At 51.3% G+C, this 17,545-nt stretch carries 15 protein-coding genes; 8 read left to right on the top strand and 7 right to left on the bottom strand.

Translation table 11 applies throughout. The features are described from left to right. Positions 1-32 precede the first annotated feature (32 nt). The gene (locus H6G00_RS07165) at positions 33-797 is read right to left on the bottom strand and encodes a ferritin-like domain-containing protein (RefSeq protein WP_190796218.1); all 765 of its coding nucleotides are present in this window, start codon (positions 795-797) and stop codon (positions 33-35) included. Positions 798-1,165: 368 nt separating this feature from the next. On the opposite strand from H6G00_RS07165, the gene H6G00_RS07160 reads away from it, so the two are divergent. The 3 genes from H6G00_RS07160 (at position 1,166) to recF (ending at position 5,682) form a co-directional block, all read left to right on the top strand. Further along, a complete protein-coding gene (locus H6G00_RS07160) occupies positions 1,166-1,522 on the top strand; it encodes an S-layer homology domain-containing protein (protein WP_190796217.1) in 357 nt (118 codons plus the stop codon). A gap of 109 nt (positions 1,523-1,631) precedes the next feature. Next, positions 1,632-4,460: a cation-translocating P-type ATPase gene (locus tag H6G00_RS07155; RefSeq protein ID WP_190796216.1), complete on the top strand. Its 2,829-nt coding sequence runs from the start codon at positions 1,632-1,634 to the stop codon at positions 4,458-4,460. Positions 4,461-4,482: 22 nt separating this feature from the next. After that, complete coding sequence (gene recF / locus H6G00_RS07150) at positions 4,483-5,682, top strand: DNA replication/repair protein RecF (RefSeq protein WP_190796215.1); 1,200 nt, start codon at positions 4,483-4,485, stop codon at positions 5,680-5,682. A gap of 104 nt (positions 5,683-5,786) precedes the next feature. On the opposite strand, the gene H6G00_RS07145 is transcribed toward recF, so the two are convergent. The 6 genes from H6G00_RS07145 to cruF all read right to left on the bottom strand — a co-directional run bounded on the left by H6G00_RS07145 (position 5,787) and on the right by cruF (position 12,458). Continuing rightward, a complete protein-coding gene (locus H6G00_RS07145) occupies positions 5,787-6,623 on the bottom strand; it encodes a GNAT family N-acetyltransferase (protein WP_190796214.1) in 837 nt (278 codons plus the stop codon). A 6-nt stretch (positions 6,624-6,629) separates the two neighbouring features. Then, a complete protein-coding gene (locus H6G00_RS07140; protein WP_190796213.1) occupies positions 6,630-7,598 on the bottom strand; it encodes a LysR family transcriptional regulator in 969 nt (322 codons plus the stop codon). A 168-nt stretch (positions 7,599-7,766) separates the two neighbouring features. Beyond that, positions 7,767-9,062 (bottom strand): HhoA/HhoB/HtrA family serine endopeptidase, encoded by a 1,296-nt coding sequence (locus tag H6G00_RS07135; protein ID WP_190796212.1) that lies wholly within the window; start codon positions 9,060-9,062, stop codon positions 7,767-7,769. Between the two features lie 440 nt (positions 9,063-9,502). Further along, positions 9,503-10,285, bottom strand: a complete 783-nt coding sequence (locus tag H6G00_RS07130; RefSeq protein WP_190796211.1) for a ZIP family metal transporter — start codon at positions 10,283-10,285, stop codon at positions 9,503-9,505. An 11-nt stretch (positions 10,286-10,296) separates the two neighbouring features. Next, positions 10,297-11,508 (bottom strand): 2'-O-glycosyltransferase CruG, encoded by a 1,212-nt coding sequence (gene cruG / locus H6G00_RS07125; RefSeq protein ID WP_190796210.1) that lies wholly within the window; start codon positions 11,506-11,508, stop codon positions 10,297-10,299. Then, entirely contained in the window at positions 11,505-12,458 is a 954-nt protein-coding gene (cruF, locus tag H6G00_RS07120) for a gamma-carotene 1'-hydroxylase CruF (RefSeq protein ID WP_190796209.1), read from the bottom strand. The genes cruG and cruF overlap by 4 nt, the downstream gene beginning before the upstream one ends. Before the next feature lie 281 nt (positions 12,459-12,739). Between cruF and H6G00_RS07115 the strand changes: the two genes are divergently transcribed. The 5 genes from H6G00_RS07115 (at position 12,740) to H6G00_RS07095 (ending at position 17,356) form a co-directional block, all read left to right on the top strand. Then, positions 12,740-13,960: a F420-0:Gamma-glutamyl ligase gene (locus H6G00_RS07115; protein ID WP_190796208.1), complete on the top strand. Its 1,221-nt coding sequence runs from the start codon at positions 12,740-12,742 to the stop codon at positions 13,958-13,960. 147 nt (positions 13,961-14,107) lie between these two features. Then, positions 14,108-15,364 (top strand): GNAT family N-acetyltransferase, encoded by a 1,257-nt coding sequence (locus tag H6G00_RS07110; protein WP_347278158.1) that lies wholly within the window; start codon positions 14,108-14,110, stop codon positions 15,362-15,364. Then, on the top strand, positions 15,361-15,783 hold the full coding sequence (ruvX, locus tag H6G00_RS07105) for a Holliday junction resolvase RuvX (RefSeq protein WP_190796207.1): 423 nt from the start codon (positions 15,361-15,363) through the stop codon (positions 15,781-15,783). Before H6G00_RS07110 ends, ruvX begins: the two co-directional genes overlap by 4 nt. Before the next feature lie 48 nt (positions 15,784-15,831). After that, positions 15,832-16,482 carry a DJ-1/PfpI family protein gene (locus tag H6G00_RS07100; RefSeq protein WP_190796206.1) on the top strand — a complete coding sequence of 217 codons (651 nt, stop codon included), beginning with the start codon at positions 15,832-15,834 and terminating at the stop codon, positions 16,480-16,482. A gap of 310 nt (positions 16,483-16,792) precedes the next feature. Then, positions 16,793-17,356 (top strand): DUF3727 domain-containing protein, encoded by a 564-nt coding sequence (locus H6G00_RS07095; RefSeq protein ID WP_199318366.1) that lies wholly within the window; start codon positions 16,793-16,795, stop codon positions 17,354-17,356. The last annotated feature ends 189 nt before the right edge of the window (positions 17,357-17,545 follow it).

Genomic DNA, 17,545 nt, shown 5'->3' with positions numbered 1-17,545 from the left:
CTAGCCCCTAGCCCCCAGCCCCTAACCCCTCTTCAAACAGCCGCCAGTTCCTTCTCTTCTGCTACACCTTCTGACATTTCAGCGGGTACTCCATCCTGCACGAGAGAAGGCTGCTGTCCATTTCGCTGAATCAGATTTCCCACCATTGCTAGCAGCGCATTAACTTTGCGAGTCCGCCATTCATCTACCAGGGCTATCACCTTATTGTGAGGCAGACGACGCTCCATTGCTTCTAGCAAGTAGGCGGCATGTCCCTTCTCATCTTGGGCAATGCTGAGAATGCTCTTTTTCAAATTGACACTCTGAGGATCGTCGGGCAGAGCATTTGCCATTCGTGCAAAATCTTTACAGGCATCTAGCTCCAAAATATGAGTGCTGCCCAAAAATACAAGCCAGTCAATTTTTTCGGGACTCATATTTTCCCTAGAATAGCCCTCAAAGTAAGCATCAAAGAAAGGACTGCGCCGCCGCTCATCGGGTTTACCTTCTGCTGTGGTTTGGGGCACCTGCTTAAAGTCAATCACTTGTTTGTTGAGTTGCTTTAAGGCGTGGGCAAAAATCTGTCCGTGTTTGCGCTCGTCTTGAGCGTGGCGGCTAAGCTTTTCGGCTAACCAGTCATCTCCCTCCGCAGCGGCTCTCTGGCTAAGCGCTTCTAAAAAAGGGACTGAGCCTGATTCTGCAAGTTGAAAACCTGCTAGCAAGTTCGGGCGAGTCTGCAAATCCCGCATATTGCGCGCCGTGATGTAGGCGACTGCACCAGAACCAACAAGATGAAAAATTTGGGTGAACAAGTTCATAGCACCATCAAAGAGGAGAGTGTCTATGGTTCATCCTAATGAGTTTTATAAATTTGGGGGTTGAGGGCTAAGGATAAGACAGGCAGTCACTCACACCCTCTGGAGCTTGCCGATATCTATAAGGCACAATAATTTATAAGGCACAATAATAAGAAGTCTTGGCTTAGCCTACCTGCATTCAAGCAATGCTGAAGCTTGTACTATGGTTGTTCGCTACCATTGAAGCTGAAAATGTGACCCAATGTGACAGGCTTGCCTCTACAAGCTGATGTGCTTCTTTGACGATCTACCGATTTGGCAGATGATCTAGCAGATTTCATTCTCTGGCTCTCGATTGGTTTTGAATTGGTACTCCCAGTAAGGCAGCGATGAAAGAATTATTTTTGGCTCAAGGACGGTTTTGGATGGCAGTGGCGAGCGCCACCAGCGTTAGCTTCATTCCTATTGCCGCCCAAGCTCAGTCCATAAAAGATTCAGGGCAATCGGGTATAGCATCTGCTCAACCTCGATTTACTAGCCCCACTGCTCCTGCGGTAGCGCAGACTAGTCCAACTAGCGCAACAATCAGCCGCGCTCAGGCTCCGTTGCCCCTGAGTACGGTGCTAGAAACGCCGATTGAGCAGTTTGAGCCAGCTTTTGCAGACGTGTCTACTGATCATTGGGCATACGAAGCTGTAACCCGCTTGTTTTACAGTGGCATTGTTTCGGGCTATGCGACTGAGTAAAATCTAGAAATTTAGTCGAAATCCAAAACTTCATCCTCACAGATGAATGCGGCTTGGATTTAGACACTACGGTCTACTGCTTTATGGTAAAAAGTTGATGAACTCATCTATGGCTTCGGACTCTCTGCCAGATTCGCTTCCCACTGTCTGGCATAATCTTGAAACTGAGAAGGCGCTACGGTTGCTTCAGAGCGATCGCCAGACAGGTCTAACCGCTCAGCAAGTTCAAGAACGGCTACAGCGTTACGGTCTAAATGAGCTAGAAGAGCGCGGCGGACGCAGCAACTGGGCCATTCTGGTCGATCAGTTCAAGAACATCATGCTGCTGATGCTGATCGCAGTTGCGATTATCTCAGCCATTATAGACATTCGCAGCGCATTAGCAGAGGGAGTCACACCTGTTCCCAAAGACGCGATTTCCATTTTTGCGATTGTGATTCTCAATGGAGCGTTGGGTTATATCCAGGAAAGCCGCGCTGAGAAAGCCTTGGCAGCGTTGAAACAGCTTGCTTCGCCTAAAGTTCGGGTAATCCGAGACAGCAGAACCATGGATATTGACTCTAAAGAGTTGGTACCCGGTGACTTGATGCTGCTAGAGGCAGGAGTACAGGTTTCAGCGGATGGTCGTCTATTAGAGTCTTCAAATCTGCAAGTGCGAGAAGCTGCCCTCACCGGAGAGGCGCACGCCGCCAATAAACGGGCTGAAATTGAGTTGCCTGATGATACACAGTTAGGCGATCGCATCAACCTGGTCTATCAAGGAACTGAAGTTATTCAGGGGCGCGGCACCGTGTTAGTCACGGGTACGGGCATGAAAACGGAGCTAGGCCGCATTGCCGAACTGCTCCAGTCCGTCGAAAGCGAGCCAACCCCGCTGCAGCAAAGAATGACGCAACTGGGCAATGTCCTGGTTTCAGGTTCGCTTGCCCTGGTTGCGCTGGTCGTGATTGGCGGCTTGCTCCGAGCCGGAAGCTGGGAACCTTTAGAAGATTTACTAGAAGTCTCACTCAGCATGGCGGTGGCAGTTGTGCCAGAGGGCTTGCCTGCCGTTATTACTGTCACCCTGGCACTAGGAACACAACGGATGGTGCGCCGTCATGCGCTGATTCGCCGGCTACCTGCGGTAGAAACGCTCGGTTCTGTCACCAACATCTGCTCTGACAAAACGGGCACCCTCACCCAAAATAAGATGGTGGTGCAGTCGCTCCATACGGTAGATGCTTCCCTGCGCGTCACTGGAGAAGGCTATGACCCCACGGGTGAGTTTTACCATGACAACGAAGTTGCGTCTCCCCAAGACAGACCGGACTTAAAGGCGCTGTTGCTAGCGTGCATAATCTGCAACGATTCGATTTTGCAGAAAGAGAATGGAGTCTGGACAATTCTAGGTGACCCGACTGAAGGTGCCCTGCTAGTCGTTGCCAGTAAAGCTGGACTCGACCGTCACTATTGGACAGAGCATTTGCCTCGTGCAGCTGAGTTTCCCTTCTCGTCTGAGCGCAAACGCATGAGCGTAATCGTGAAGGATGAAGGAAGAGGGGCGAAGGATGAATTGGCTAGCTTTATTCCTGGGGCAGAATCGCTCGTTTTATTCTGTAAAGGATCGCCTGAACTGGTGCTGGAGCGGTGCCAGCAGATTCGCGTGGGTGGACAGGTGCAGCCCCTAACGGAGGCGCATCGCAACCAGGTTTTACAGACAAACAATAATTTGGCATCGCGAGGTTTGCGGGTATTAGGCTTTGCCTACAAGCTGCTTAATCAAGTACCAGCAGAAGGCTCTGATGAAACGACGGAGCAAGAATTGGTTTGGCTGGGCTTGGTGGACATGCTGGACGCACCCCGACCTGAAGTGCGTGATGCGGTTGCCAAATGCCGCACCGCTGGAATTCGTCCAATTATGATCACGGGCGACCATCAGTTGACCGCACAGGCAATCGCCGAAGACTTGGGCATTGCCAAACCAGGCGATCGCGTTCTCACCGGTCGTGAGTTAGAAAGACTAGACGCAGCAGGCTTAGAGCAAGAAATTGATCACGTCAGCGTGTATGCGCGGGTTGCTCCAGAACATAAACTGCGAATCGTGCAGTCCCTCCAGCGTCAGGGCAAAGTCGTAGCAATGACCGGCGATGGCGTGAACGATGCGCCTGCCTTGAAACAAGCAGACATCGGTATCGCAATGGGCATCACGGGCACAGACGTGAGCAAAGAGGCGAGCGATATGGTGCTGTTAGATGACAACTTTGCCACGATTGTCGCCGCTACCGAAGAAGGACGAGTCGTCTACACCAACATTCGTCGCTTCATTAAATACATCCTCGGCTCAAATATTGGCGAAGTGTTGACGATTGCGGCTTCCCCAATTTTGTTACCGATGGGGGGCGTACCGCTCACTCCACTGCAAATTCTATGGATGAACCTGGTGACAGACGGCTTACCCGCCCTGGCGCTAGCTGTAGAACCAGCAGAACCCAACGTGATGAACCGTCCACCCCACGACCCAGAAGAAAATATCTTTGCGCGGGGCTTGGGACTTTACATGGTGCGAATTGGTATTATTTTGGCAATCCTGGCGATCGCCCTGATGGTGTGGTCATACAACTACAGCCAGCAGTCTGGTGACCCTGAGCGGTGGAAAACGATGGTCTTCACGACCCTTTGTTTAGCGCAGATGGGACACGCGATGGCAATTCGCTCAAACAGCCGTCTCACCATAGAGCTAAATCCCTTCTCAAATCCCTTTATCTTGATGGCGGTTGGCTTAACGACGATCCTGCAACTGCTGCTAGTCTATGTTGAGCCATTGCGGAACTTCTTTGGAACGCACTACCTCAGCCCGTTTGAACTTGCAGTTTGCATCGGCTTTAGCTCACTCATGTTTGTTTGGGTTGAGCTAGAAAAGCTGTTCATTCGCCTATTTCTGAGCAGACGCATGGGCTAAACGCACCGTAAACCTTGTAAAAATGTATTTGAAAACTCTCCACCTGCGCCAATTTCGCAACTACCGAGATCAGCAGGTGGAGTTTTTTGCACCTAAAACCATCCTGCTAGGAGACAATGCTCAAGGCAAATCCAATCTTTTGGAAGCCGTCGAACTGCTGGCGACCTTGCGATCGCACCGGGCAACACGCGATCGCGAACTTGTGCAAGAAGGGGAAGCAATTGGTCAAATTGCTGCCACGCTCGAAAAAGACACAGGCTTAACCGACTTGGCGATCGCCCTCCGCGCTAACGGTCGCCGCACCGTTGCTCTAAACGGTGAAACGCTGCGAAGACAGCTCGACTTTTTGGGCGTAATGAATGCCGTCCAGTTTTCTAGCTTGGATTTGGATCTGGTGCGGGGTGGTCCTGGACAACGACGCAGTTGGCTAGATGCTCTGCTAACCCAACTAGAACCCGTCTATGCCTACATCTTGCAGCAGTACAATCACGTTTTACGCCAGCGCAATGCGTTTCTCAAACAGCAGCGGAAGGATGGCGATCGCCCAGTTCCAGTTAGCTTTGTAGATGAGGCAGTCCCAGCAGTTGAATTGTTGGCTGAATCGGCTGGTAGCGAGGCAATGCCACCCGATGCAACCCAGCTTGCCATCTGGGATGCTCAACTTGCGGCAATTGGCTCTCGCGTGATTCGTCGTCGTGCCAGAGTGATAGAACGGCTGGCTCCGATCGCGCAATTCTGGCATCAAGCGATCAGCGACAACAAGGAACTGCTCGAAGTGAACTACGCTCCCAATGTTGGATTGGAGCAGGATAATCCCGCTGTGGTGCAGCAGGCGTTTCTGGCAAAAATTCAGCAGCGGGCGATCGCTGAACACTATCAGGGCACAAGCTTAGTCGGACCGCACCGCGACGAAGTGGAATTCACCATCAACCAAACCCCCGCACGGCAGTACGGTTCCCAGGGACAGCAGCGAACCCTGGTACTGTCGCTGAAGCTAGCAGAATTAAAACTAATCGAATCCGTTGTTGGTGAAGCACCCTTGCTGTTGCTAGACGATGTATTGGCAGAGCTAGATCTGAACCGCCAAAACAAACTCCTGGAAACCATTCAGGATCGGTTCCAAACTCTGATTACTACAACGCATCTCGGTTCCTTTGATGCACAGTGGCTTAAATCTTCTCAAATTCTCACGGTTGAGGCAGGAAAAATTCGCCCATCGTGAAACCAGCGATTTCAACCACTGGATGATTAGACATCCTGCATGAATTACTTTCTGAGACGTGAATGGTAATGTGGCTGCGCTGCGCTAACATTCACGCGGGAGGTCTATTGATAAAACGAGTAGTCATACCAATCACATACCGGTTGATAGCCGATCGCCTGATAAACGTGATTGGATGTAGAATTCGTCTGATCCGTAAACAATATGCAGTAATCACAGCCCTGGTCTAGCAACCTCTGGCTGAGTGCCGCTACGCAAGAACTGGCATAGCCCTTGCGGCGATATTCAGGCGGTGTGTAGACAGGTGAAATCCAACCGCCAGTGTGAAGAGACTTTCTGCCGCCAGCCATTGAGACGGGCACTCCATCGTGCCAAAGATACAGCGTTTTTTGGGCTAAAGCACGATCAACTGAAGCTTCGGCATTATTTTCAATTTGACCTAATGCTTCAATGTCGAACGCTTTCAACCAGTTGATTAGGAGGGAGCGATCGCCTTCCTCAGCAAGCCGCAAGTATCCACTCGCCTGAGAAATGGACTGTACCTGCACAAGCTGATTTGCCCACAGTTTCAGGCTCAGCTTATAAGAGTTCTGCGTCAAGGCTTGCCACTTCTGGGCAAAGTCCGTGGCAATATCTGGCAAACTGCTGACGCCCGGTAGCGGTTCCTGATAGGTACTTAGGTCTTGAGCAATCAAATCTAATGCTGCAAAATCCCGCACTTGGGACAAAATTAAATAGCGGGGCGAAATCCACATTGCAACAGCAAGAATATCCTCTGCTTCTACAGTTGCCAGGTAAGGGAGGCGATCGCGAGGTTGAGGATTGTGCAACAGGGCATAGCAGGCTCTCAGCAGCATACAATGCTGCGCTGTGTGTTGCTCCAGGTAATCTTTTACTCTTTCATAGAAGCGATCGGCAGCCTGAAAGTGGTTAAGCTTCATACAGCTTTAGGCGATCGCCCTCGACACTTTCTGTCGTCGTTCAGAGCTAATCGGCGTAGCTTGCAGTTCAGGCGGATAGAGTTCCTTTAGCGTATCCAGGAAAGCGTACACAGCAGGCGAATGCAGGGCATCTGCCAGCATTACCACCTGGATATGGCGATAGAGCGGCACGGGCAAGGAACAAACTTGAATTTCTGGAGGCAGCGGTTCAGTCGCTAGACGAGGCAGCACCGTTACCCCCAAACCGCGCTCAACCATGCCAACGCTGGTTGAATCTTCCTGAATGTCATAGGCGATGTTGATCGGCTGCCCCAATTCAGCAAAGTGTTGACGAGTCAAAACGGAACAGTAATCTAACTTGGACTGCCCAGAAGTCATGATCATCGGGTAAGTTGCCAATTCTTCCCAAGTGAGAGGGGTGCTGGGACGCTGCAATTTGGGCGGCAGCAGCACGACGTATTCATCGCGCATTAGCTCCCAACCCTCAAACCCGTCAGTGATTGGCATACAGGTAAAGCCGACATCTACCCGTCCTTCGCGCAGGGCTTGCTCGACCCGATCGTCATCGCGATATTCAATCGGGGTAGTGGTGATGTCAGGAAAGTAGTGCTTTAACCGCACAATTACTTCTGGCAGGAGACGAGTTGCGACGCTGCGAAACACACCGACGCGCACCTGTCCGCCTTTCAACCCTTTGGTCAGGTTGACTTCCTTGCCGATGACATCCAGCAGCTTCAGCATATCTTCGGCGTGATCTTTGACCCGTGCGCCAATCGGGGTGAGCCGTGCGCCATGTCGTCCGCGTGAAAATAGGACGACACCCAATGATTCTTCTAGAGCGGCGATCGCATGACTGATGGCTGACTGAGAAACCTCCAGACGCAGGGCAGCTTCGCTAAAATTGCTGACTTCTGCGACTGCAACCAGCGCCCGCAACTGGGAAAGCTTAATTCCGTCCAGGTTACCTGTTTTCATAAAACATCCCCAATTCTGGTTTGATTTTCGCGCAACTGCCCCAATCATTCCAGTCTTTTCCATGAATTTTATTAATGGAAACTATGCACCTCTTTGTTAGATCACCTCTTTAAGATGAAAGGGCACCCCGCTGAGCGGGGTGCCCTTTCATCTATGGCTCTAATTCGACTATTCAGTCGGAAAATCTCCGGGCTGAACGGTCAGGTTGACCGTTTCTCCATTGCGAAGCACCTGCATCGAGAGGTCTTCACCCACGCTGCTGTCTGACACAATGCGCTGCACTTCCTCAGAAGTGGGTACAGCCTGTCCACCAACCTGCTGAATTACATCGCCAGCTTGCAGTCCCGAACTAGCGGCGGGGGAGTTGGGTTCAACTGCAATAATTACAACCCCTTCCTCTACTGGAATCTGCACATCAATGTTGGGATCTTGGCTAAGGCGCTCTTTTAACTCTGGAGTAATGGTCGCCATCTGAATGCCTAGATAAGCGTGTTCAGCTCGACCCGTTTCAATGAGCTGGTTGGCAATGTCTTGAGCCGTGTTGATGGGAATGGCAAAGCCTAAACCCTGTGCACCACCGATGATAGCGGTGTTCATCCCGATCACTTCACCCCGCTCATTCAGCAATGGCCCACCAGAGTTACCAGGATTGATGGCAGCATCCGTTTGAATGAAGTCTACTCGTTTGTCGGGTACACGCACGTCTGCGCTGCTGCGTCCTGTGGCACTGATGATCCCGGCAGTGACAGTGTTGTCGAGTCCAAGGGGGTTACCAATGGCGATCGCCCATTCTCCCGGTCGAATTTGCTCCGAATTGCCCACTTTAACGGTGGGTAGCCCGTTCGCCTCAATTCTGATGACTGCAACGTCTGTGACGGGATCAGTTCCCAATACTTCACCGCTAAACTCGCGCCCGTCTTTAAGCGTTACTGTCACCTGGTCAGCACCATCTACAACATGGGCATTCGTTAAAATCAGTCCGTCTGCATCAATCACAAATCCCGACCCTGTTCCCTCTTCGACCCGAGTTGGAGGTGAATTGGGATCGCCCGATTCACCAAAGAATCTGCGTCCGAAAATTTCAGGTATACGAGTACTGACGGTACGTGAAGAATCGATTCTAACCACAGCGGGACCAACTTGCTCAACCGCTGCTGCTATGAAGTTTTGGTTGACTGGGATTAGCGATGCACTGGGAGCCGCCGAGTTGATGGGTAGTTCGCTTGTTTGAGTCTCAAGGGGTGGCTGAGCCGGAATGGGCAGCTCAGACCCCACCAAACGATTGCCGATGATGCCAACTCCTGTACCTGCTAAGATCAGCGCCAAGTAGACGGGTGCCTGTCTGAGGGGATTGCGTCTCTTGCGATCGCTAGGTGCATCCGTTGCAACAAAGTCAGAAGCAGAAATTGAATCTTGCAAATCAGTGTTTTGATGGTCAGAGTCGTTGCGACGGCTTATTTTCATAGTCCTCCGGAGTGTGAGATGCTAGCGTGAATAATTGGATGTTGAATGTCTCGTTCAGTTTGTTGCGCTTGCTGAACCGAGATGTAGGGCAGGTCATGCCGTGGGCTGATTTAGATATCTCTGCTACTAGTATCTAAATCTTAGATAGCCTTTGTGACATTGACATGGCGACCTTACCGCAAGTGAGTGAAGATTTGGAGTAAAGCGTTAGGGCTACCGATGAGACTTTGAGCAGTCCGAGAGATATAAAGGAATCTTGAAGTTTGTCATCTCAACTTCATCTCTGCAACATCTCGATGACAAGTCTGCCTGGTAGTTTTTAATCACAGGTGAATGAATGCTAGGGAGGGAGGCGACCGCTGCTGGCTCTCAAGAAGCCTAGTCTTGATAGCAATACCTTCAGCGATCGCCCACTCCTTTTTTTCCCGATCGAAGGAAGCTCATCCTAGCGTCACATCTAGAAACATCATGATCACGAATCCGACCATCACTCCGGCAGTCGCAGACTTTTCACAGCCGAGGCGATGGGATTCAGGAATAATTTCATCGCTGATCACAAACAGCATTGCTCCAGCCGCAAAACCCATCGCTACAGGCAGGAAAGGTTGAGCAATTGAAACTGCACCAGCGCCAATAACGCCACCCACAGGTTCAACTAAGCCCGTTATTAAACTAATCAAAATTGCGTCTCGTTTGGAATAGGCTTCGCCCAGAAGCGAGATTGCTACGACTAAACCTTCTGGAATGTTTTGTAGACCGATGCCCACAGTCAGGGCGATCGCATTGGAAATGTCATCTCCACCAAAGCCAACCCCAACTGCCAACCCTTCTGGGAAGTTGTGAATGGCGATCGCAATCACAAACAACCAGGCTCGCTTCAGGTTTGCTTGTTTGCTACCCTCTTGTCCCTTAAAGAAGTGTTCATGCGGGAAGTAGCGGTTGCTCAACCACAGAAACACGCCACCTAAGACAATGCCAAAAGCCACAATCGTTGCGGCATAAACGGAGCTGTTAATCTGAACAGTGGCAGCTTCTAACCCTGGAACTACTAGCGAAAAGGCTGTCGCTGCTAACATCACGCCCGCACCAAACCCCAACAGGACACCCTGAGCATTTTGGGTGATTCGGGTGAAAAACAGAATGGGCAGTGCTCCTAGGCCTGTTGCCAGACCTGCGATCGCACTGCCCAACAATCCAAGATAGAGGGTGGGAAGTTCTAGCATGAGTTTTATAGCTAAGAATAGCTCCGACCGCGCCACTGAGTTGGAGTGCGGAGGGAAGAAAGCAAAATCCGCAGAACTGCCGCCGGATCAGCTAAAGGAGACAACCAGAAAGCCCACTTTCCTTTGTCTGAGGTGCGGGCATAGGAAGGCGCGATCGCCCAAAGCAAAGCAACTCGCATGATTACCAGAGCCGCGTTTAGCGTCAACGCCACCAACACGGGCAAGGAATGAAAGCCTGCCGCTACGAGTGCGGCAAGTCCCAGCAGGTTAATCAGGGGCAAACCTTGGACAGCCAGTAGAAATGCTAAGTCACCCCATTTTTGGGCAACGGAGGAGGCATCTTTGAGATCGAGCGATCGCCCCCATTCACGCCAGGTTTCCGCCACCCCTTCATACATCCGCACCTGCAACAGCTTTGCGCCGTCGAGAAAGCCAACCTTTGCGCCCCGCCTGGCAGCATATCGCGCCAGGGTGACATCATCGCAAAATGAACTGCGGGCGCTGGTGTAACCGCCCAGATCAGCAAGGAGCGATCGCCGACAGAGAAAACATTGCCCATTTGCCATGACTCGCTCTGAACTGTCTGTCGCTGCTCCCGCCGGTCCGAAGCGGTAAACCAGCGTCATCAGCAAAGCAGGCTGAAGCCAAAATTCACCCGAACTTTTGAGAATAAACTGAGGCGATAGCGAAACCAGGTCATAGCCTTGCTCGGTTGCCGTTGAAACTAGACTGGCAACCAAACCTTTTTGCGGGCGCGTGTCTGCATCAATTCCCAAAATCCACTCGCTGCCCTCGGAGCTAGACAAGAATCCGTTGTGCAGCGCCCAAGGACGACCCACCCAGCCAGACGGCAGAGGATCATCGGTCATTAGCCGAAAACGGGGATCGTGCTGCTGTGCTGCCTTCACCAGATCGACCGTACCGTCCTGGGAGCAGCTATCAACAATAATTATTTCCCGCACTTCGTATCCTTGGTGGCTAAGCCCGTCAAGACAGGGACCAATTCGCTCAGCTTCATTCAAAGTTGGAACCACAACGCTCACCTGACCCAGCAAATCGGGCGTAGGTTGGCAAGGGGAAAGAGGCGGCTGCCGCCCTGGCCCTTGAAGTAAGCGAGAAAGTAGAATGGCAATCGCCGGAAACTGCACCAAAACGAAAAAAAAGGCTACGGCCCCAACCCAAAGGTCAGCAGCAGTAGCCCATACATTTCCAACAATTATCACTTGGCACTAACTCCAACAGCAGCGGGAGGCTGCTTGGGCTTTAGCGATTCCGTCTCACTAACAAATCCGGTAACAGAAATTGCTTCAAGGTCGGCAGTTTGTGATGTGCGCCAGCAGATCACAGCAGGAACCACCCCTAAAACAACTCCCAGAACAACCGGAATCCAGATTCCAGCAGCCAAACTCATCACCGTGGCGAAAACAAAATTGCCCAAGTAGATGGCGATCGGCAGATTCAGTTGAGAACGCTGCAAGACGGGCTGTCGCGTGCGCCAGAATAGAGCCGCTACCGTCATAAACACCGCACCTGTACCCATCCATCCAGCAAAGTTTTGGTAGGGCATTCCAAAGAAAGCTCCGGGCTGATGCCAGTACCAGAAGGGCATTGCCGTTTGACTCATAGCTGGATCAAGCACAAAGTCCCAAGAGGTGAGGAGCAAAGCGCCCAGGGCGATCGCCACAATTTGTCTCAACCAGCCAAACTTGGGTAGTTCGCCTGCCGCATTCACCTGACCAATGCCCAACCCTGCACGAGCTAAGAGGTAAGAGGCTAAACCCAGGTAGAACCAGGACAGAGGGATAGTAAATGGCACCAGACCTGCAATTTTGTATCCCAAGCCGCTCAAGTAGCTGTAGTCACCAAAAGGAAAGCCAGTGCCAGTTCCCAGTAGCTCACTGCTTAAAGAAATTAGAATCGCTGGCAGCATAAAGACTAGCCAGTTGCGTAGACCCAACATGCGATAGGCATAAACCGCAACAGCGATCGTCCCCAGCAAAATATAAATCACACCACCGCCAGCCATACTCCACTGAAAGAGAGTTTGCCCCGCAGGCAGCAGTGAGAGAAATTCAGGATGCGGCATCACCAGCAGCAGCCCTGCCAACCCGAAAGCCATTGCTCCGAGGTGACCAATCAGACAGAAGCGTTCAGCAGTAACCAGTTGCTTCATTACAAACTCCCCAGAGTAGGACGCTTAACGAGAGCTTCCCATTAGTTTACAAATGTTTAAGAAAAATCTGGTGACAGAATAGTACCGCAAAATCAGCAGATTTGTAAATTTCACTTCCTATATTAGGTTGAATATTTTGGAGCAGGCTCCGCTTTAAGATACTCTGCCTTAGTTGGTATAAGTATCCCGGATTCTATAGACTTGCTAGAGAAACATGATGTGCAATTGGGTACATCTTTGCAAGTACAGTTTCTTCTTATTGCATTTAGCTAGGGATTACGGTGTTTTTAGAAACTATCTTGATTGGGTTAGGAATTGTTGCGCTGCTGCTGGTACTGGGTGCCCTGGCGCTAGAAATTCGGTATCGCCGTCACCCCGGAAACGATCTGGTGATGACCCCGGGCGACTGGAATCTGGAGGTATACGAACCCCATCGCTACCTGCTGGTAGGCGAACCCGAGCTGCCCAGTCGTAGCCCCAGAGTCGAAATCATGGTGCTGGAAGTTGAAGCTGATGTGACGCTGCTCTCCAAGGGAAGTCTGGACGAGATTACCCACACGATTAAAGCCACACCGCGCCATCCCGATACGCCAGCCCGACCGGATGGTTACTGGTTTGGCTACATCATCAAGCGCCACAAGACCACTCGTCTAGAAGTGTCGCTCGACGTTCGTGGCAAAGAGCTAAACCAGCTTCAGGCAGCCTGGGTACGAATTCGCTATTTGACCTACGGTCCACGCGGCAGAATTCCCAAAGTTTGCCATGTAATCGTGCCGCTAAAGTTTCCGGCAACGGAAGATTCACAGCGCTGGCGGCCTACGCTTCATGCCGATGTTCTGCCGGTTAAAACTCACCTGCTGACTCAGCTGGACAATCCAGTTGAAATTGTGAAGCGGTATGTGATGCCCCATGCTCAACCTGGAGATATTGTCACGATTGGCGAAACGCCTGTAGCCGTGATGCAGGGACGGTTTCACCATCCTAGTGAAGTGCGTCCGGGATGGGTGGCTAAGCGGCTGTGTTTCTACTTCATGACGACTTCCACGCTGTCTTCTGCCTGCGGAATGCAGACGCTGGTGGATATTGTTGGACCAGTGCGGGTGGTGTTTGCGTTTGTAGCGGGGGCGATCGCCAAAAAATTCCTTAACCAACCGGGGATGTTCTACCAGCTTGCAGGCGAACAGGCACGACTAATCGACGACGTAACGGGCACTTTGCCTCCCTACGATCAGTTCATTGTGTTGGGCCCGGAAAACCCGCAGCAAGTGGTGGATCAGATCAAAGCAGAGACGGGTCTGTCTGCTGCGATCGTCGATGTGAATGATCTCAAAGCAGTTAATATAGTGGCATCCACTTCTGGTATTCCAAAAGGTTTACTAGAGCAAGCTTTGGTCAGTAACCCGGCTGGCAACGACGACCAACAAACGCCAGTGGTGTTAATTCGCCCAACTGAAACAGCCGTTAACCCAAAGTCTGCCCAACATTCAAAGCCGACGACTTGAGCAAGATCAATTCCGGGGCTGATAGATTTTGGAATTGCTGTCAAGATAGTAATGACGACTGAATAGTTAACCTTGGCTAAAGACGATCGCTCACCGATCGTTTTATTAGCGATAGACGGCGTAGACGCAAGTTGGACCTTATATCCCATGACTTCAGCGCTTCCTCAAACCACAAACATTACCGTTCGCCCGTTCCAGTTCCGGGATTTGGAGGCGATCGCGCATTTCTCGTTGGAAGGGGCTGAGGTCGAGCAGCAAAGCGTCTCCCTCAAGTTGGGGCAACGCCTCCAGCACCTTCGTCGCTGGTATGGACTACTCAAGTTTCTCAGCCTATTTCCCAACCCACTTCAGCATCTCTTCTCAGCCTACGTTGCTGAGCAAGGGAACCGAATCCAGGGGATCATTCAGGTTTCGCCGTTTAACCGCACGCGCAGCACCTGGAAAGTTGATCAGGTCGCAGTTGAGGCGATCGCCCCTTCTAAGGGTGAGCAGCCGCTTTCCTCAGACATTGGCTCGCAGCTATTGCGCTACTGCTTTCAGGCAATTTGGGAAGCGCGCACCTGGCTGATTGAGGTAGACGTGAACGATAAGTCTGCCCTGGCGCTCTATCGCCAAAACGGATTTCAGTCTTTGGCAGAGATGACCTATTGGGCGATCGCCCCAGAGCTACTCGAAGCTTTGGCAGAGCGTGAACCTGACCTGCCCAACTTGCTGCCTGTCAGCAATGCCGATGCTTCCCTGTTGCACCAGCTCGATACGGCCTCCATGCCGCCTCTGGTTCGTCAGGTATTCGATCGGCAAATCTTAGACTTCAAGACGAGCCTGCTGGGTTCCTTCTACAGCGGCATGACCAACTGGGTCAGCCACACCGAAGTGATCAGCAGCTATGTGTTTGAGCCGCAGCGCAAAGCTGCTATTGGCTACTTTCAAATCAAGCTTTGCCGCGATGGAAGCCGTCCTCATGTGGCGCAGCTTACGGTTCACCCTGCTTACACTTGGCTTTACCCAGAGCTACTATCGCAGATGGCGCGAATTGCTCAGGAATTTCCAGCTCAGACGCTGCGGCTAGCTTCAGCGGACTATCAGCCCGAGCGAGAAGAATATCTGGCGCAAGTTGGGGCCAGCCGCACCGAGCATACCTTGATGATGTCGCGTTCCGTCTGGCACAAGCTGCGTGAGGCAAAGCCCGTTTCGCTCGAAGGGCTGCACCTTTCTGAAGTACTGCAAGGCTTCCAGCCCGCCCGCAAGCCTGTTCCCAGTCGTATTTCTTTAATTAAGTCAATTCCGCCGTTGCCGCAGCCTGGATCTGGGCAAGCTCCATCAGTCCCACCGGCTGATTCCCAGCCTCCCAACTCCGCAGACAATACTCTGCCCGACTTACCCGATAGTCCCAATCTAGGATGATCTCAGCGCTGGGATTAGATGTCGGTAAAAAGCGAATTGGAGTCGCAGGCTGCGATCGCACAGGATTAATCGCAACCGGACTAACTACCATCGAGCGCCGTTCTTTCCTGCAAGACGTAGAAGAGTTTCGCTGCATCGTTGAGGAACGTGAGGTGCAAATTCTCGTTGTTGGCTTGCCCTACACGATGGATGGCTCTATAGGGTTTCAGGCAAAACAGGTGCAGAAATTTGCTAGTCGGCTGAGTACAGCGCTTCAGCTTCCAGTGGAATACGTAGACGAGCGGCTGACTTCCTTCGAGGCAGAACAGGCTTTGCTGGCAGAAAATCGCTCCCCTTCGCGCAACAAAGCTTTAATCGACCGTAAAGCCGCCGCCATTATTTTGCAGCAATGGCTTGATGCGAGACGCAATTCTCAATAGGGCCGTTTCGGTATATTAGGGTACAAACAAAATTCAATCAGGTTAGTTATGGTTCAAGTACAAATCATTGTCTTTGATGGATTTGATGAGCTTGATGCGATCGCTCCCTTTGAAGTTTTGCAGACTGCGGCAGCAATGGGGGCTGACGTGCAGGCAAAACTGGTTACTCTAGACGGCTCCACGGAAATTGTTGCAGCCCACGGCTTACGAGTTCAACCGGGGGCAAAGCTCAGGGATCAACTAGACATTTTGATTGTGCCAGGTGGAGGTTGGGGAGACCGGGCCAAGCAAGGAGCATGGGCAGAAGCCCAGAGCGGCAAGATACCCGCAGCAATTTCTCAGTTGCACCAGAGCGGCACAACAATTGCTTCAGTGTGTACAGGTGGGATGTTAGTTGCCAGCGCAGGACTGCTAAGAGGACGTCCAGCCATTACTCACCATGTGGCGATAGAAGAGTTGAAAGCCATGGGTGCAGAAATCGTCAATGCTCGTGTTGTAGATGATGGCGACATCGTCACAGCAGGAGGCGTCACTTCTGGCATAGATCTGTCGCTGTGGTTATTGGAACGATATCTTAGCCCTCAAATCGCTTATGAGGTAGAGCAAGAACTAGAGTATGAGCGTCGGGGTGTCGTATGGCAACAGTTAAAAACGCCCTCCAAAACGCCCTCTAAAGGGAAACTGGAGCTGCCAAACTAGCCTTCCTACGCTAGAGCCTAGTCACCCAGCAAATTACCCAAAATCACGACAAACTTGTTTTAACCTTCTTGCTGAAACGCATGAGTGGAGATAACTTCTGGGAGAGGGCGAGTCAAATCAGCCCAATTAGAATTGTTCAGGGAGTAAAACGGATCTAGTCATGCTGTAAAGTTTTTTGTGGCGGGGCTGTAGTAATACTCCTTGCCGATCGCTCTCATCCTGAAATTCAGGGAGCAGCATACAGCAAGACGCAAGTTGTGATCAGAGGAATAGCATGACCGATTCAGATATGAGCAGAGAGAATCCGGGAATGGATGCAGACGAGGCAGACATCGACGCACCAACCGTCAGCTTGACCGATGAACAGGGGCGATCGCTGGTTTGCTATGTCGAACGCTCTTTGGAAGTTGAGGGTAAAGAGTACGTACTGCTTATGCCCGTTGACAACCCCATTGAGATTTTTGCTTGGGAAGCAGATGAAGAAGATGAGGATGAAGAAACTCTGATCGACATCGAAGACGAGGAAATTGATGACATCTTCCCAACTGCACGGGCAGTTTTGGCGGAGCAAGACCTCACTCTCAACCGCACGGCGCTGACTTTGACCGCCAGCGGAGATCTGCCAGCAGCAACCGAAGATGACATCATTACCTTAGATATTGGTGAAGATGAAGCCAATCTGGACTCTGAGCAGTTTCAGCTTTTGACAAACTTTTACTACGAAGAGCAAGAATACGCTGTTTGCACGCCGCTCGATCCGCTTTTATTTTTCGCTCGGATGAATTCGGAAGGCAATCCCGAACTGCTTTCACCAGAAGAATTTCAACTGATGCGATCGCAGTTAGAAGATCAGCTATTTGACGATTTGGAGTAAGTTTTTCCTTTAAGCGCAGAAATGAGTGGCGATCGCCACTCCCGCTATTTTCTATATCCTATTTCCCAAATTGGGGTAAGCGCTCTTTTGGGGTGATGGCTCATGGCAACTTCACCCTCCCTCACTCACGTCATTCTTCACTAGGCTTTACGATGAACGATTGATCTACCCATTCTCAAACCACAAGAT

The organism is Leptolyngbya sp. FACHB-541, assembly GCF_014695875.1.
GTDB lineage: Bacteria > Cyanobacteriota > Cyanobacteriia > Elainellales > Elainellaceae > JAAUTN01.
This window is presented reverse-complemented; position numbering and strand designations above follow the sequence as displayed.

Coding starts and splice junctions, on each gene's coding strand:
- H6G00_RS07165 (WP_190796218.1), bottom strand. CDS start 797: ATGAACTTGTTCACCCAAATTTTTCATCTTGTTGGTTCTGGTGCAGTC.
- H6G00_RS07160 (WP_190796217.1), top strand. CDS start 1,166: ATGAAAGAATTATTTTTGGCTCAAGGACGGTTTTGGATGGCAGTGGCG.
- H6G00_RS07155 (WP_190796216.1), top strand. CDS start 1,632: ATGGCTTCGGACTCTCTGCCAGATTCGCTTCCCACTGTCTGGCATAAT.
- recF (WP_190796215.1), top strand. CDS start 4,483: ATGTATTTGAAAACTCTCCACCTGCGCCAATTTCGCAACTACCGAGAT.
- H6G00_RS07145 (WP_190796214.1), bottom strand. CDS start 6,623: ATGAAGCTTAACCACTTTCAGGCTGCCGATCGCTTCTATGAAAGAGTA.
- H6G00_RS07140 (WP_190796213.1), bottom strand. CDS start 7,598: ATGAAAACAGGTAACCTGGACGGAATTAAGCTTTCCCAGTTGCGGGCG.
- H6G00_RS07135 (WP_190796212.1), bottom strand. CDS start 9,062: ATGAAAATAAGCCGTCGCAACGACTCTGACCATCAAAACACTGATTTG.
- H6G00_RS07130 (WP_190796211.1), bottom strand. CDS start 10,285: ATGCTAGAACTTCCCACCCTCTATCTTGGATTGTTGGGCAGTGCGATC.
- cruF (WP_190796209.1), bottom strand. CDS start 12,458: ATGAAGCAACTGGTTACTGCTGAACGCTTCTGTCTGATTGGTCACCTC.
- H6G00_RS07110 (WP_347278158.1), top strand. CDS start 14,108: ATGACTTCAGCGCTTCCTCAAACCACAAACATTACCGTTCGCCCGTTC.
- ruvX (WP_190796207.1), top strand. CDS start 15,361: ATGATCTCAGCGCTGGGATTAGATGTCGGTAAAAAGCGAATTGGAGTC.
- H6G00_RS07100 (WP_190796206.1), top strand. CDS start 15,832: ATGGTTCAAGTACAAATCATTGTCTTTGATGGATTTGATGAGCTTGAT.
- H6G00_RS07095 (WP_199318366.1), top strand. CDS start 16,793: ATGGATGCAGACGAGGCAGACATCGACGCACCAACCGTCAGCTTGACC.